The following is a 15342-nucleotide window of genomic DNA, read 5'->3' on the forward strand; positions in this document are numbered from 1 at the left end:
GACCACTGGCAGGTGCTCTGACCTGCGGACGGAAAGCCGCAACGGCTTTCTGGCGGTGCCGCGTTACCTGAGTTTTACGCAGATGCGGACCGGCCCGCGCGGCCGCGTGCCGTCCCCCGAACGAGCGCACTTCTTGTGTGACTAATGGCGGCCGTGCGTGCCTCGAACGGCCGAAGGGTAGTGCTCGCGCGGACACGACCGCACCGCGTGACGCTCACGCGCAGCCCCACCGAAAGGCCGGACGCACATGGCACAGCCCTTCACCCTTCCTGACTTCTATGTTCCGTATCCGGCGCGCCTCAACCCGCACGTGGAGGAGGCGCGACAGCACACGAAGACGTGGGCGCGGGCCATAGGGATGCTGGAGGGATCCGGCATCTGGGAGGAGAAGGATCTGGACTCCCACGACTACGCGCTGCTGTGCGCCTACACCCATCCCGACTGCTCGGCCGAAGCACTGTCGCTGGTGACCGACTGGTACGTGTGGGTCTTCTTCTTCGACGACCACTTCCTGGAGCTGTTCAAGCGCACACCGGACCGCGAGGGCGGAAAGCGGTACCTGGACCGGCTGCCCGCGTTCATGCCGATGGAGCGGGGAGCGCCGACGCCGGAGCCGGCCAACCCGGTCGAGGCGGGGCTCGCGGATCTGTGGGCGCGAACGGTTCCCGGTATGTCCGACGCGTGGCGGGTGCGGTTCGCCGAGGCGACGAAGAACCTGCTGAACGAGTCACTGTGGGAGCTCGCCAACATCAACGAGGGCCGCATCGCGAACCCCGTGGAGTACATCGAGATGCGCCGCAAGGTGGGCGGCGCTCCCTGGTCGGCCGGTCTGGTGGAGTACGCGGCGGGCGCCGAGGTACCCGAAGCGGTGGCCGGAGAAAGGGCGTTGCGGGTGCTGCGCGACGCGTTCTCCGACGGCGTCCATCTGCGCAACGACCTGTTCTCGTACCAGCGGGAGGTCGAGGACGAGGGCGAGAACAGCAACGGCGTCCTGGTGCTCGAGCACTTCCTCGGCTGCTCGACGCAGGAGGCGGCCGAGGCGGTGAACGATCTGCTGACGTCCCGGCTCCAGCAGTTCGAGAACACCGCGCTGACCGAGCTGGGCCCGCTCTGCGCGGGAAAGGGCCTTGACCCGGCGCAGACGGCGGCGGTGCTGTCGTACGTCAAGGGGCTGCAGGACTGGCAGTCCGGCGGCCATGAGTGGCACATGCGCTCCAGCCGCTACATGAACGACGGCGGGGCCGCGCGGGCCGCGCCGGGTTTCGGTATGGCTGCCGCGTCGATCCGGTTCACTCCCCGCTCGGAGTCCGCCCGGCTGCGCGCCCACACCCATGTGCCGTTCCAGCACGTCGGCCCGTCCCTGTTGCCCGACTTCGACCTGCCGTTCGGCACGACGCTCAGCCCTCATCTCGACGGCGCCCGGGAGCGGCTGGTCGACTGGGCGGACCGGATGGGCATTCTTCAGGCGCAGCCGGGGGTTTTGGGCTCGCACATCTGGGACGAGGAGCGGCTGCGGGCGATCGACCTGCCGCTGTGCGCGGCCGGTATCCATCCGGACGCCACCCCGGACGGGCTGGACCTGTCCTCGCGGTGGCTGGCGTGGGGGACGTACGGGGACGACTGGTTCCCGGTGGTGCACGGGCGGACCCGCGATCTGGCGGGCGCGCGGCTGGCCAATGAGCGGCTGTCGCTGTTCATGCCGCTGGACGGGAGCGCGATGCCGGAGCCGGTCAACGCGCTGGAGCGCGGGCTGGGCGATCTCTGGGAGTGCACCTCGGCGCCGATGGACGACGGCGCCAGGCGGGCGTTCCGCAAGGCCGTCGAGGACATGACGGCGAGCTGGCTGTGGGAGCTTGCGAACCAGGCCCAGAACCGGATTCCCGACCCGGTGGACTACGTCGAGATGCGGCGCATGACGTTCGGCTCGGACCTGACGATGAGTCTGTGCCGGCTCGGCCACGGCAGGAAGGTGCCGCAGGAGATCTACGAGAGCGGCCCGCTGCGCTCACTGGAGAACGCGGCCGCCGACTACGCCGCGCTGCTCAACGACCTGTTCTCGTACCAGAAGGAGGTCGAGTACGAGGGTGAGGTGCACAACGGTGTCCTGGTGGTCCAGAACTTCTTCGGGGTGGACTATCCGACCGGGATGGCGATCCTGTACGACCTGATGAAGTCGCGGCTGCGCCAGTTCCTCCATGTCGCCGAGCACGAACTTCCGGTGCTGTACGACGACTTCGCTCTGGACGCCGAGGCCCGGGAGACCCTCGCCGGGTATGTGCTGGAACTGAAGCACTGGCTCGCGGGCATCCTGATCTGGCACCGGGGATGCAGGCGCTACCGCGAGGAGGACCTGCGGCGGGGCACCGGGGCCCCGTGGCACCTGAGCGGTCCCACGGGGCTCGGCACCTCTGCGGCGCAGGTGACCTCGCTGTTCGCTCAGCTCTCGGGGGTCAGCGTGTAGCGCCGTCCCGCGCGGGCCCTGATGACCTTCTCGCCGCTCGTGAACAGCGTGCTGCGTACGGTCAGTTCGCGGGTGCGGCCCGCCGTGATCACCACGCGGCGGGCCTGCCCCGCGGCCCATTCGATGTCGACGGTGAATCCTCCGCGTGCGCGCAGTCCGCGCACGGATCCGTCCGGCCAGGCGGCGGGGAGGGCGGGAAGGATCTCGACGGCGCCGTGCTGGCTCTGCAGCAGCATCTCCGCGATGCCCGAGGCGGCGCCGAAGTTCCCGTCGATCTGGAACGGCGGGTGGGTGTCCCAGAGGTTGGGCAGGGTGGAACCCTTCAGTTGCTCCGTGAGCATCTTGTGCGCGTGGCTGCCGTCACGCAGCCGCGCCCAGAAGTTGATCTTCCAGGCCTTGGACCAGCCGGTGCCTCCGTCCCCGCGGGCACGCAGGGAGACCTCGGCGGCGTCGGCCCAGACACTCCCCGGCGTGATCTGCCGGCCGGGGTGGAGGGCGAAGAGGTGGGAGACGTGGCGGTGGGTGTCGGCCGGGTCGTCCCGGTCGGTCTTCCACTCCTGGAGCTGCCCCCAGGACCCGGTGCGCAGGCCGGGATCGAGGCGGTCGAGGGCCGTCCGGAGGCGGCTGCGGAAAGCCGGTGCGTCACCGAGGGTGCGGGCCGCCTCCAGGGTGTTGGTGAGGAGGTCGTGGACGATCTGCTGGGACATCGCGGCCCCGGCGGTGAAGTCCCCGTGTTCCGGCGAGTAGCTCGGGGTGACGACGAGGAGCCCGTCGCGCGGGTCGGTGCGCAGGTTGGCGAGCCAGAATTCGGCGGCCTCCTTCATCGCCGGATAGGCGGTGGAGCGCAGGTAGCCGGTGGAACCGCCGAACCGGTAGTGCTCGTACATCTGCTGGGTGAGCCAGGCGGCGGCCTCGGGGAACCAGAAGGCGGTGGACCAGTCGTGGACCCCGGTGAAGCCGTACGGGTTGGTCTCGTTGTGCACGACCCAGCCCGCGGTCCCGAACATCTCCCGCGCCGTCCTGCGGCCGGGCTCTCGCATCGACTCGATGAAGCGGTCGTAGGGGGCGGTGGTCTCGGCGAGGTTGGTGACCTCGGCGAGCCAGTAGTTCATCTGGAGGTTGATGTTGCCGTGGTAGTCGGCGGACCAGGGCGGGTTGGTCGAGTTGTTCCAGACGCCCTGGAGGTTGGCGGGGAGCGAGCCGGCCCGCGAGGAGGCGATCAGCAGGTAGCGGCCGTACTGGAAGAAGAGCGCTTCCAGGGCCCGGTCCGCGGCGCTCGCGCCGCCGGTGTAGGCGCTCAGCAACTGGTCGGTGGGAACGTCGGGAAGTTGCTGGCCGATGTCGAGGGCGACCCGGTCGAAGAGGCCGCGGTGGTCGTCGACATGGGCGCGGCGGACGCTTTCGTACGAGGCGGCCGCCGCGGTGTCGACCGCGGACGTGACCGCCCGGTGCGGGTCCTCGCCCCGGTACGCGGGGTAGGCGTCCGCGTAGTCCGTTCCCGCGGCCAGGAAGAACCAGGCGCTGTCGGCGCCCGTGACGGTGAGGCTGCCGTCCGCCCCGGCGATGACCTGGCCGCCGGTGGCGCGGACGCGGATCTGGGCCTCGAAACGCAGACCGTTGTCCTTGAGCACGCCGCGCACGGTGAGCCGGTCTCCGGTGGCGGCGGCGGTGAAGTCGTCGCGCGGCGAGGTGTACCGCAGGGTGAAGGCCACCTGCCCCGGGCGGTCCGCCGTCAGGCGTCCGGCGATGACGGAGCCCGGGTGGGAGGCGAAGAACTCCCTGGTGTGGGAGACCCCTTCATGGGTGTAGGTCACGAAGGCCAGTGCGGTGCGCAGGTCCAGGCCGCGCCGGTAGGAGGCATCGGGCGCGGCCGGTGCGCCCGGCACGTCGAGGTGCAGTTCCCCGAGGACCTGGTAGGCGCCGTAGCCGCGGCGCGGCTGCCCGAGTTCGGCGGCCACGGCCCCGGGACCGAGGGCGTCCTCGCTGTCGAGGCGCTCCTGCACCGCTGCCAGGGCGCCGGGTCTGGGGGCGGTCCAGTTGCCGAAGTCGTATCCCTGGGCGGAGCCGGGGCCGCCGGTCCAGAGGGTCTTCTCGTTGAGGGTGAGGAGTTCGGAGGCGAGCGTTCCATGGACGCTCGCCCCCAGAGCCCCGCTGCCGATCGGCAGGGACTCGCGCTCCCAGTCGGCGGCCGGCGCACGGTAGTGGAGTACGGGGTCCGGCAGCTCCGCCTTCCGCTTCCCGGCCCCCGATTCATCGGAGGTCATGGCGGCGGCTGCCGTGCCGGAGAGAGCGGGAACCCCCAGCGCCAAAGCGCCCGTTACGCCGATCGCTGTCTTCACAGTGGTACGTCGCGTCATCCCGGATGTCATGCCGGATGACGCTAGAGGTCCGATGACTGCCTGGACAAGACGCATGACAATGCGGCCTCTTGGACGGAGGCCGCGGGTACTTGGACGGAAATCAGTCCACCGGCTCCGGGCGCCGTGCGGCCGCCCGGGCCGGCTCAGCCCTGCTGGAAGAGTTCGGCGGGGAGCGGCTTCAGAAGCGTGTACAGGTCGTCGGTGATCGGACGGTCCCAGCTGGCGATGGTGACGAGCACGCCGTCGCTGCGGTCGAACTGGACGCAGGAGATGCGGCTCTCGGAGAGCTTCACCCGCCGGACGATCAGCAGGTTGTCGCCCTGCATCACGGGCATGTCCTCGGTGCCGGTGACCTCGACCGGCTCGTCGTTCTCCAGCGCGAGCAGCAGCTGGGCCACCTCGAAGGGGACCTGGCCCTCCTCCGTCTCGCGGGCGGGCGAGCCCTCCGGGAGGTTGCCGATGATCATCGCCGGGCCGCGGCCGCCGAACAGGTCGTAGCGCAGGAACACGCCCTGACAGCTGCCGTCGGGGGCGGGCAGCAGACCGGCGCCGAGGTTTCCGGGCCAGTCGCCCGGGTCCATGGCCAGGACGTCGAAGTCGGGGCCCGCGGGGGTGGCGGCGCTACGGCGGCGGAGGAAGGACATGGAGACATGTTACGTGTCCGGGCCCACCTCGCCGAGCCGGGCCCGTGGAGGCCGGGGCGGGGCGGGGCGCGTCGGAGAGGTGCGCCCGCGGTGGGGGGCCGGCCGGACCGGACGGCCGCCCCGCCACCGGCTCATCCGGCGCGCGACTCGGCGGCGAGCTTCTCCAGTACGGCGACGGCCTCGTCGGCCCGGTCGTACGGGACGAAGAGGTGATCGTGGTGGAATCCGGCCACCACGTTGCAGCTGATCCCCGCGTCGGTCAGGGCGAGCGAGACGGCGGCGGTCAGCCCGACCGCCTCGAGCGCGGAGTGCACGCGGAGGGTGATCCAGCAGGCCGCGTAGGCGGAGGGCAGTCCTGCCGCCTCGGCCTCCGCCTCCGGGAGCACCAGCGTGAGCCCCTCGGCCTCACGGACGGTGACGACAGGGGCCACGCCGTCGGGCACGACTCCGTCGGGCGCGGTGGCGTAGACGTACCGCCCCGGGTGCGCCTGCGGACGCAGTTCGCTCAGCAGAACGCGAAGATCACTCTCACCTGTCACACCCCCCACGCTACCCGCCGTGTGCGTGACCGCTCGTGAGGGAGGGCGGGCGCGCGGTCGCCCGGCGCGCCGTCCCCCGGCCCGGCCCGGGCGGGCGGAGGGCTGCCGGTGGGCCGGCCACGGCCGTCGGGCGGGGTCGAACGCTCCGTGCCGGGCGTTCACGACGCGCGCGCCACCTGGCCGGCGTGAGGACCAGCGGCGGGCTGCCGGGACGCCCGGCGTCGCAGTGGTCCCGGACAGGCCGCGGGGCGTGGTCGGTGCGGCCTGTCCGGGGCACTCGCGCTCAGCCCGTGGGCGGTTCGGCGCCGACGAGCCACATGGAGAAGAACTGCGCCCCGCCGCCGTAGGCGTGGCCGAGCGCCCGCCGGGCGCCGTCCACCTGGTGCTCGCCCGCCCGTCCCCGTACCTGGAGTGCGGCCTCGGCGAAGCGGATCATCCCGGATGCGCCGATGGGATTGGTGGAGAGCACGCCTCCCGAGGGGTTCACGGGCAGGTCGCCGTCGAGTTCGGTGACTCCCGCCTCGGTGAGTTTCCATCCCTCGCCCTCGTCGGCGAAGCCGAGGTTCTCCAGCCACATCGGTTCGTACCAGGAGAACGGCACGTACATCTCGACGGCGTCGATCTCCCGGCGCGGGTCGCTGATCCCCGCTTGCCGGTACACATCGGCCGCGCAGTCCTTCCCGGCCTGCGGCGAGACGAAGTCCTTGCCCGCGAAGAGGGTGGGTTCGCTGCGCATCGCGCCCCCGTGGACCCAGGCGGGCGGATGCGGTGAACGGCCGGCGCCCGTGCGGTCGGTGAGGATCATCGCGCAGGCCCCGTCGGAGGAGGGGCAGGTCTCCGAGTAGCGGATGGGGTCCCAGAGCATGGGCGCGGCCTGGACCTTCTCCAGGGTGATGTCCGGGTCGTGGATGTGGGCGAACGGGTTCTTGAGCGCGTTGCGCCGGTCCTTGTACGCGACGAGGGAGCCGACGGTGTCGGGCGCCCCGGTCCGGCGCATGTAGGCGCGCACGTGGGGGGCGAAGAAGCCGCCCGCGCCGGCCAGCAGGGGCTGCTGGAACGGAATGGGGAGCGAGAGGCCCCACATCGCGTTGGACTCCGACTGCTTCTCGAAGGCGAGGGTCAGGACGGTCCGGTGCACGCGGGCGGCGACGAGGTTCGCGGCGACGAGTGCGGTCGAGCCGCCGACCGAGCCCGCGGTGTGGACCCGGAGCATCGGTTTGCCGACCGCGCCGAGGGCGTCGGCGAGATAGAGCTCCGGCATCATCACCCCCTCGAAGAAGTCGGGCGCCTTCCCGATCACGACGGCGTCGATGTCGGCCCAGGTCAGCCCGGCGTCCTGGAGGGCGGCCACGGCGGCTTCGCGGACGAGGCCGGCGAGGGAGACGTCGCGGCGGGCGGCGACGTGCTTGGTCTGGCCGACGCCGACGACGGCCACGGGCTCCTTAGGCATGAGCACTCTCCCCTTCGAGGACGGCGACCAGGTTCTGCTGCAGGCAGGGACCGGACGTGGCGTGGGCGAGCGCCCGGTCGGACTCGCCGCGGTGGATGCGGGCGGCGGCCTCGCCGAGGCGGATCAGCCCGGCGGCCATCAGCGGATGGGCGGCCGGCGCGCCGCCGGACGGGTTGATCCGGACCTCGGCGCCGAGGCCGAGGGCTTTGCGCAGCACGACTTCCTGGGAGGTGAACGGGGCGTGCAGTTCGGCGGTGTCGACGGGGCGTTCGAAGACCCCGGCCCGTTCGGCGGCGAGCCGGGTCGAGGGCGATTCGGTCAGCTCGCGCACCCCGAGGCTGTGGGCCTCGATGCGGTGGTCGATGCCGCGGATCCAGGCGGGGCGGGCGCACAGGGCCCGCGCGGTGTCCCCGGCGGCGAGGATGACGGCGGCGGCGCCGTCGCCGACGGGCGGGCAGTCGCCGGTCCGCAACGGCTGGACGAGGTAGTCCCCGCTCGGGACGGTCCCGCTGAGCTGGGCGTGCGGGTTGTCCGACGCGTCCGCTCGGCTGCGGGCGGCGATGGCCGCGAGCGCGGCCTCGTCGGTGTCGCCCGCGTCGATCAGCGCCTGCGCCTGGAGGGCGGCGAGCGCGACGGAGTCGGGCCACAGCGGGGCGGCGTAGTACGGGTCGAGCTGCCGGGTGAGGACGTCGCGCACCTGCCCGGGCGAGGACTTCCCGTACGCGTAGACGAGCGCGGTGTCCGCCTCGCCGGTCTGGATCTTCACCCACGCCTCGTACAGGGCCCAGGCCCCGTCCATCTCGACGTGGGACTCGGAGATCGGCGGGTGCGCCCCCACCCCGTCGAGCGCCATGGTGAAGGAGAAGGCGCGGCCGGCGAGGTAGTCGCTGGAGCCGGAACAGGTGAAGCCGATGTCGCTGGTCCTCAGGCCGGTCGCGTCGAGGACCTGGTGCAGGACGGGCATCAGCATCTCGACTTCGGAGAGTTCGTCGGTGCGCCGCAGGTGGTCGGTCTGAGCGAAGGCGACGATCGCCACGTCCCGCATCTAGACCAGCTCCTTGTACGCGTCGTAGTCGGCGTCCGGTTCGCCGGTGGGCCGGTAGTGGTCCGGGTGGCGGCTGCCGTCGGTCCATACGGGCTCGACGCGCAGGCCCATCCGCACCTGGTCGTACGGGATGCCGCCGATGCGGGCGTGCAGGGCGAGGTCGGCCCCGTCGAGGGCGATGTGCGCGTAGACGTAGGGCACCTCGATGTCGAGGTTCTTCGCCTTGATGTTGACGACGCAGAAGGTGGTGACCGTGCCGCGCGGTCCGACCTCCACCTGTTCGGCGGTGGCGACGCCGCAGGTGGGACAGGCGCCGCGGGGTGGGACGTACACCTTGCGGCAGGACGGGCACCGCTCTCCTACGACGCGCCGGCTCGCGAGCGCTTCGAGGTAGGCGCTCTGCGCGCGGCCCGGTGAGTAGGTGTAGTCGAGGCGTGCGGGCGTGACGATGCCGGTGACGGGGTCCGCGAACTCACCGTCGTGCGGCGCGGATCCGCCGGGTTCGCCTTCGTACGGTTCGAAGCAGGCGATGTCCGTGATGGCGCCGGTGCGTGCTTCGGCCCAGCGGACGCGGACGCGCATGCCGGTGCGGACGGCCTCCGGCCCCGGCGCGTCCAGGACGTGCAGGAGCGCGGTGTCGGCGCCGTCGAGGCGGACGAGCACCCAGGCGAAGGGGGTGGCCAGCGGCTGGTCGCGGCGGGGCCGCGGGTTCCAGGCCCAGGTGGTGACTGTTCCGGTGGCGGCGACCTCGACCAGGTCGCGGATCTCCTCGGCGGTGACGGGGTCGTACTCGACGGGTGGGACCATCACCTTGCCGTCGCCGGTCCGCACGCCGAGCACGGTGCGTTCGCGCAGCCCGGTGAGGAAGGCGCTCTGCACCGGGCCGAGGGAGCGGGTGAAGGGGAATTCGACCACCAGCGGTGCGCTGAGGACGTCGGGCACGGTTGCCTCCTCTGGTCAGGCCCGCCGGTAGACGGGCGGGCGCTTCTCGGCGAAGGCGCGGGCGCCCTCCTTGGCGTCGGCGGTGGCGAAGACGGGCCGGCCGCGCTCGAGTTCGGCGGCGAGTCCGTCGGTCTCGGTCATCTCCGCGGTCTCGTAGACGGAGGCCTTGACCTCCTCGACGGCGAGCGGACCGCAGGCGTTGATCTGTTCGGCGACGGCGAGGGCCGCTTCCAGTGCGGTGCCGTCGGGGACGACCCGGCCGATCAGGCCGATCCGGGCCGCTTCCTCGGCGCTGTACGGGCGGCCGGTGAGCAGCATCTCCAGGGCGTGGGTGCGGGCGATCTGGCGCGGCAGCCGTACGGTCGAACCGCCGATGGGGAAGAGGCCGCGCCTGACCTCGAAGAGGCCGAAGGTGGCGCTCTCGCCGGCGATGCGGATGTCGGTGCCCTGCAGGATCTCGGTTCCGCCGGCCACGCAGTGGCCCTCGACGGCGGCGATGACGGGCTTGCGGGGGCGGTGGTGGCGCAGCATGGCCTTCCAGTGCAGATCGGGGTCGGCCGTCATCCGGTCCCGGTACTGCTCGCCGTCCATGCCGCCGCCCGCGAGGGCCTTGAGGTCCATGCCGGCGCAGAAGCAGCCGCCGGCTCCGGTGAGGACGACGGAGCGGACCTCCTCGTCCTCGTCCGCGGCGAGCCAGCCGTCGTGGAGGCCTACCAGCATCGGCAGTGAGAGCGCGTTCTTGCTCTCGGGCCTGTTCAAGGTGAGCACCAGTGTGGCGCCTTCGCGCTGCACGGTGAGGTGTTCCGTACCGCCCATGGTCTGTCTCCCGTCGTAAGGCTAGAACAGGTTGCAGTAAGCGGGGAGGCAGTTCAATAGTTTTCTGACAGGGAGTCAGATTTCTTCGCCGGGCCCCCTTCCCACTTGTGCCGGTGGGCGCTCTAATGACCGCCGGGCCACTCAGCAACCGGGGTCAGGAGGAACGGTGGAGTACAACCTTGCCGACCTGTTCGAATCGGTCGTCGACGCTGTCCCGGACCGGGAGGCACTCGTCTACCTCGACCATCCCGGAACAGGCGCCGAGCGCAGGCTCACGTACGCGGAGCTCGACGCCGCGGCCAACCGCGTCGCCCACGACCTCGTCGAGGCGGGCATCGGCCCCGGCGAGCACCTCGGGCTGCACCTCTACAACGGCATCGAGTACCTCCAGACCGTGCTGGCCTGCCTGAAGGCGCGCATCGTCCCGGTCAACGTCAACTACCGCTACGTGGAGGAGGAGCTGGTCTACCTCTACCGTGACGCCGATCTGGCGGCGCTGGTCTTCGACGCGGAGTTCGACGAGCGCGTGGCCGCGGCCGCTCCGCGGGCGCCTAAGCTCCGCCACCTCGTGCGGGTGGGCCTGCCGGCGGACGGGGCACCCGGGCCGGACGCCGTCGCGTTCACCGCGGCGGAGGCGGCCGGGGATCCGGGACGCGGCTTCCCGCCCCGCTCGGGCGACGACCAGTTCATCATCTACACGGGCGGCACCACGGGCATGCCCAAGGGGGTGATGTGGCGCCAGGAGGACCTTTTCTTCTCCGGTCTGGGCGGCGGCGCACCGACGGGTGATCCGGTGAAGACCCCGCAGGAGCTGGCGGAGCGGGTGGCGGCCGGCGGGGAGGGCATCACCTTCTTCCCCACTCCCCCGCTGATGCACGGCACCTCCACGCTCACCGCGTTCATCGGTTTCAACTTCGGGCAGCGGGTCGTCGTGCACCGCAAGTACGTGCCCCACGAGGTGCTGCGCACCATCGAGAAGGAGAAGGTCACGAGCGTGTCGCTGGTGGGCGACGCGATGCTGCGGCCGCTGATCGACGCGTTGAAGGGACCGCTGAAGGGCACCGACTGCTCGTCGATGTTCTCCGTCTCCAGCTCGGGCGCGATCATGTCGGATTCGGTGCGGGCGGAGTTCCAGGCGCTGGTGCCCCACGTGATGCTGCTGAACAACTTCGGCTCCTCCGAGTCCGGCTTCAACGGCACGGCGACCGCCGACTCCGGCCCGGAGAAGGGCTTCCGGCTCCGGGTCAACGCCCGTACGGCGGTGGTCGACCCGGCGACGTACGAGCCGGTGGCCCCGGGCGAGCCCGGCCGGATCGCCCAGCGCGGTCACGTACCGCTCGGCTACTACAACGACCCGGACAAGACCGCCCGGACGTTCTTCCGCAAGGGCCAGGAGCGGTGGGTCCTGCTGGGCGACATGGCGACGGTCGACGCCGAGGGCATCGTCACGGTGCTCGGCCGGGGCTCGCAGTGCATCAACACCGGCGGCGAGAAGGTGTATCCGGAGGAGGTCGAGCAGGCCCTCAAGTCCCACCCGGATGTGTACGACGCACTGGTCGCGGGCGCTCCCGACGAGCGCTGGGGCAACCGGGTCGCCGCCGTGGTGCAGCTGCGCGAGGGCGCCGACGCCCCCTCGCTCGACGACGTCCAGGCGCACTGCCGCACCCGGCTGGCCGGCTACAAGATCCCCCGCCACCTGGTCTTCGCCCCGCAGATCCAGCGCTCCCCCAGCGGCAAGGCCGACTACCGGTGGGCCCGCTCCGTCGTCGCGCCCGCCCGGCCGGCCACCGACTGACCGGCCTCGCACCCCGCGCGCGATTCACCCGAGTGCGCGGCCCCGCGTGCACGACGGACGCGGGGCCGGGGCGGCGGCGTAAGCCATTCGGGCACGCCCCGTGTCCATCCGGGTACCCTGCGTGGCTTCGCGGGGTGATCGCCCATAACTTCGGCTCATGAGGAAACGACACAGCAAATATCTCGTGGGCATCGCAGCCGCCTCGGCTGCCGGACTCGGCGTCGTCGCTCCGACCGTCCCGGCCGCCGCCGACGGCGGCCATGTGGTGCGTCCGGGCCAGTCGATCCAGGCAGCGGTGGACGCCGCGCGGCCCGGTGACACCATCTTCGTCCGGCCCGGCACCTACCGGGAGAGCGTGCTGATCACGACGCCCGGACTGACTCTGCGCGGTGCCGGGGAACGCACCGTCATCGAGCCCGGTGCGAGCGGGAGCCGGACGGACAACGCCTGCGCGAAGGCCGGCAACGGGATCTGCGTGCTGGGCACGGCCCAGGGCACCGTGGACGACGTGTCCATCAGCTCCCTGACCGTGTCCGGCTTCACCAAGAGCGGTGTCTGGGCGTCCTGGACGGACGGGCTGGAGGTCCGCTCGGTGACGTCCCGGTCCAACGGGGTCTGGGGCATCGCGCAGCAGCGGTCCACCCGCTCCGACATCCTGCACAACACCGCGAGCTCCAACGGGGACGCGGGCATCTTCGTCGCCAACAGCGTCGACGAGGAGGGCGGCGCCATCGACACCGGCGGCACCCGGGTCCGGGGCAACACCCTGACCGACAACCGGATCGGGTTCACCGCACGGCGCGTGCGGAACCTGACGGTGAACCGCAACACCTTCACCGCCAACTGCAGCGGGGTGTTCGTCGTGGGCGACGAAGGCAAGCCGCAGGCCGGCGCCATGACCATCCGGTCCAACCGGATCACCGGCAACAACAAGTTCTGCGCCGCCACCGAGCGGCTGCCCGCGATCCAGGGTTCCGGGATCGTCCTCACCGGCACCGAGTCCACCGAGGTGCGGAACAACGAGATCCGCGACAACGTGGGCGCCACCCCGCTCTCGGGCGGCGTCGTGCTGTTCAAGAGCTTCGTGGGGGCGAAGAACACCGACAACACCATCCGCGACAACACGGTCCTGGGCAACCGGCCGGCGGACCTGGCCAACCAGGACACCGGCACGGGCAACCGCTTCACCGGCAATGTCTGCACCACCTCCGCACCGGCCGGGATGTGCTGACCGGTGTCCCCCCGCACGAGGAGAAGCGAGACGGTATGACCACCGTGAGCACCACCCCCACCACCACTCCCGTCCAGCCCCTTCCCACTCCGCAGCCGGCCATGCGGCTGCGCGAGATCGTGTTCGGCGCGGCCCGCTCCGCGGCCGTCCGCGCCGCCGCCCGGCTCGGTGTCGCGGACGCGCTGGGTGAGACCCCGGCCACCGCGGCCGAGCTCGCCCGGGTGGTGAAGGCCGAACCCGTACCGCTGCAGCGGCTGCTGCGCGCCCTGTCCTGCTACGGCATCTTCACCGAGAACGCCGACGGCGCCTTCGCCCACACCGACATGTCCCGCCTGCTGCGCGAGGACGACCCGCACAGCCTGCGCTCCATCTCGCTGTGGTGCACGGAACCCTGGACGTGGGAGGTCTGGCCCCGGCTGGACGACGCGGTGCGCACCGGCGGCAACGTCTTCGAGGACGTGTTCGGCAAGGAGTTCTTCGACTACCTCCACCAGGACGCCCACGAGTCGGCCCAGGTGTTCAACCGGGCCATGACCACGTCCAGCATGCAGTCCGCGCTGGACGTGGCCGCCCTGCTCGACCTGACCGGGGTGTCCGAGATCGCCGACATCGGCGGCGGCCAGGGGCACGTACTGGCGAGCCTGCTGGAGAAGCACCCGACGGTCAGCGGCACGCTGATGGACCTGCCGGGTGTGGTGGCGCGGGCCGACGAGCGGCTGCGGGACGGCGGTCCGCTGGCCGGCCGGGCGAGCATCGTGGCCGGAGACTGCCGTGAGGGCATTCCGGTCGCGGCCGACCTCTACATCATCAAGAACATCCTGGAGTGGGACGACGACAGCACCCGCCGGGCGCTGCGCGCCGTCGTCACGGCGGCCCGTCCCGGGGCACGGGTCGTCGTCATCGAGAACCTGGTCGACGACACCCCGTCGATGCGGTTCACGACCGCCATGGACCTGTTGCTGCTCCTGAACGTCGGGGGTGCCAAGCACACCCGGCAGAGCCTGGTCGACCGGCTGACGGACGCCGGACTGAAGATCGGGGAGATCCGGCCGGTCAACCCGTACCTCCACGCGTTCGAGTGCGTGATCCCCGGCTGACGCTTCCTCACATGGCGAGGCCCCGGGACCGCCTCACGGCTCGGTCCCGGGGCCCTGTCGTGCCGTCAGGCGGTGGAGTCGCGCTCCCAGCAGTAGAACTGCTGCGCCATCGCGTCCTTCGGCCCCCGCCAGGTCTGCGGGTCGTAGGGGCTGACGAAGGCGGTGAGCCGGTCGCTGATGTCCTTGAACGCCGGATGCCCCGTCACCTTGGCGATCTCCGGGCCCGGCGGGCGCTCGGACTCGATCATGTGCAGGTAGACGTCGCCGAACTGGAAGAGCTTGCGCCGGGTGACACCCACCAGGTGCGGCAGCTCGGTGCTGTCGGAGGCGGCGAACAGCTCGGCGATGTCCGGCGCCGATTCCGGCGCCATCCGGGCGACGATCAGAGCGTGGTGCATCGGGTGGTGCCTTTCTGATACCCGTCCCGGTGCCCGGCCCGTCGGAGGGCCGGGCGACCAGGACGACGGTCGGCGGACGGTGGGTCAGTTGGCCGGGACGGCGGCCGTGCGGCGCTCGCGGTCGCGCTGCTCGATCTTGTCCCGGATGAGTTCCATCTGGACGCGCGAGTTGCGGTTGATGTTGTCGGTCATCCACGCGTCGTCGACCGGGGCGTCGGGACGCATCGCGAAGTCCTGCGTCCACCGCATGCGGGTGCCGCCGGGGGCCTCGGAGTACTCCCACCGGATGTCCATGTGCTGGAACGGGCCGGGCTCGACGCGGCGGGCCCGGACGGTGCGTCCGGGGCGGTCCGTGGTCCGCTCGGAGACCCAGCTCCACACCTTGTCGTTCTCGTCGGGGTGCATGGTCAGACGGAAGGTGGTCCGCTCTCCGTCACGCTCGATGACCTCGACCGAGGCGTACTCGCTGAACAGCCGGGGCCAGTTCTCCAGGTCGTTCGTCATGTCCCAGACGAGGTCCAGGGGTGCGGCGATGACGATCTCGTTCTCGGTGTGTCCGGACAC

The 15342-nt window shown here is 71.4% G+C and carries 13 protein-coding genes; 4 read left to right on the forward strand and 9 right to left on the reverse strand.

The window, feature by feature from the left end:
* Window positions 1-247: 247 nt before the first annotated feature.
* A complete protein-coding gene (locus ABZ454_RS11155) occupies window positions 248-2461 on the forward strand; it encodes a germacradienol/geosmin synthase (protein WP_359537293.1) in 2214 nt (737 codons plus the stop codon).
* On the opposite strand, the gene ABZ454_RS11160 is transcribed toward ABZ454_RS11155, so the two are convergent.
* From ABZ454_RS11160 to ABZ454_RS11190, 7 genes are all read right to left on the reverse strand, one after another.
* Window positions 2437-4725 (reverse strand): glycoside hydrolase family 95 protein, encoded by a 2289-nt coding sequence (locus ABZ454_RS11160; protein ID WP_359537295.1) that lies wholly within the window; start codon window positions 4723-4725, stop codon window positions 2437-2439. The genes ABZ454_RS11155 and ABZ454_RS11160 overlap by 25 nt on opposite strands.
* 239 nt (window positions 4726-4964) lie before the next feature.
* Window positions 4965-5465: a hypothetical protein gene (locus tag ABZ454_RS11165; RefSeq protein ID WP_018550733.1), complete on the reverse strand. Its 501-nt coding sequence runs from the start codon at window positions 5463-5465 to the stop codon at window positions 4965-4967.
* 131 nt (window positions 5466-5596) lie between these two features.
* Complete coding sequence (locus tag ABZ454_RS11170; protein ID WP_356319850.1) at window positions 5597-6004, reverse strand: ACT domain-containing protein; 408 nt, start codon at window positions 6002-6004, stop codon at window positions 5597-5599.
* 283 nt (window positions 6005-6287) lie between these two features.
* Complete coding sequence (locus ABZ454_RS11175) at window positions 6288-7454, reverse strand: thiolase domain-containing protein (protein ID WP_359537297.1); 1167 nt, start codon at window positions 7452-7454, stop codon at window positions 6288-6290.
* The gene (locus ABZ454_RS11180) at window positions 7447-8499 is read right to left on the reverse strand and encodes a thiolase domain-containing protein (RefSeq protein ID WP_359537299.1); all 1053 of its coding nucleotides are present in this window, start codon (window positions 8497-8499) and stop codon (window positions 7447-7449) included. The genes ABZ454_RS11175 and ABZ454_RS11180 overlap by 8 nt, the downstream gene beginning before the upstream one ends.
* The gene (locus tag ABZ454_RS11185) at window positions 8500-9441 is read right to left on the reverse strand and encodes an OB-fold domain-containing protein (RefSeq protein ID WP_356319847.1); all 942 of its coding nucleotides are present in this window, start codon (window positions 9439-9441) and stop codon (window positions 8500-8502) included.
* Between the two features lie 15 nt (window positions 9442-9456).
* Entirely contained in the window at window positions 9457-10257 is an 801-nt protein-coding gene (locus tag ABZ454_RS11190; protein ID WP_356319846.1) for a crotonase/enoyl-CoA hydratase family protein, read from the reverse strand.
* A gap of 166 nt (window positions 10258-10423) precedes the next feature.
* On the opposite strand from ABZ454_RS11190, the gene ABZ454_RS11195 reads away from it, so the two are divergent.
* The 3 genes from ABZ454_RS11195 to ABZ454_RS11205 all read left to right on the forward strand — a co-directional run bounded on the left by ABZ454_RS11195 (window position 10424) and on the right by ABZ454_RS11205 (window position 14380).
* Window positions 10424-12052: an acyl-CoA synthetase gene (locus ABZ454_RS11195; protein WP_359537301.1), complete on the forward strand. Its 1629-nt coding sequence runs from the start codon at window positions 10424-10426 to the stop codon at window positions 12050-12052.
* A gap of 157 nt (window positions 12053-12209) precedes the next feature.
* On the forward strand, window positions 12210-13283 hold the full coding sequence (locus ABZ454_RS11200) for a right-handed parallel beta-helix repeat-containing protein (protein ID WP_359537302.1): 1074 nt from the start codon (window positions 12210-12212) through the stop codon (window positions 13281-13283).
* A gap of 35 nt (window positions 13284-13318) precedes the next feature.
* Entirely contained in the window at window positions 13319-14380 is a 1062-nt protein-coding gene (locus ABZ454_RS11205) for a methyltransferase (RefSeq protein WP_359537304.1), read from the forward strand.
* A gap of 65 nt (window positions 14381-14445) precedes the next feature.
* Here the strand turns inward: ABZ454_RS11205 and ABZ454_RS11210 are convergent, their stop codons facing one another.
* Window positions 14446-14778, reverse strand: coding sequence for a TcmI family type II polyketide cyclase (locus ABZ454_RS11210; protein WP_356319842.1), 333 nt, complete (start codon window positions 14776-14778; stop codon window positions 14446-14448).
* An 84-nt stretch (window positions 14779-14862) separates the two neighbouring features.
* Complete coding sequence (locus ABZ454_RS11215; RefSeq protein ID WP_356319841.1) at window positions 14863-15342, reverse strand: SRPBCC family protein; 480 nt, start codon at window positions 15340-15342, stop codon at window positions 14863-14865.

This window comes from Streptomyces sp. NPDC005803 (assembly GCF_040630435.1).
Lineage (GTDB): Bacteria > Actinomycetota > Actinomycetes > Streptomycetales > Streptomycetaceae > Streptomyces.

Excerpts from the sequence above, each read along its gene's own strand:
- ABZ454_RS11155 (WP_359537293.1), top strand. The coding sequence starts at position 248 with ATGGCACAGCCCTTCACCCTTCCTGACTTCTATGTTCCGTATCCGGCG.
- ABZ454_RS11160 (WP_359537295.1), bottom strand. The coding sequence starts at position 4,725 with ATGACCTCCGATGAATCGGGGGCCGGGAAGCGGAAGGCGGAGCTGCCG.
- ABZ454_RS11165 (WP_018550733.1), bottom strand. The coding sequence starts at position 5,465 with ATGTCCTTCCTCCGCCGCCGTAGCGCCGCCACCCCCGCGGGCCCCGAC.
- ABZ454_RS11175 (WP_359537297.1), bottom strand. The coding sequence starts at position 7,454 with ATGCCTAAGGAGCCCGTGGCCGTCGTCGGCGTCGGCCAGACCAAGCAC.
- ABZ454_RS11180 (WP_359537299.1), bottom strand. The coding sequence starts at position 8,499 with ATGCGGGACGTGGCGATCGTCGCCTTCGCTCAGACCGACCACCTGCGG.
- ABZ454_RS11190 (WP_356319846.1), bottom strand. The coding sequence starts at position 10,257 with ATGGGCGGTACGGAACACCTCACCGTGCAGCGCGAAGGCGCCACACTG.
- ABZ454_RS11200 (WP_359537302.1), top strand. The coding sequence starts at position 12,210 with ATGAGGAAACGACACAGCAAATATCTCGTGGGCATCGCAGCCGCCTCG.
- ABZ454_RS11205 (WP_359537304.1), top strand. The coding sequence starts at position 13,319 with ATGACCACCGTGAGCACCACCCCCACCACCACTCCCGTCCAGCCCCTT.
- ABZ454_RS11210 (WP_356319842.1), bottom strand. The coding sequence starts at position 14,778 with ATGCACCACGCTCTGATCGTCGCCCGGATGGCGCCGGAATCGGCGCCG.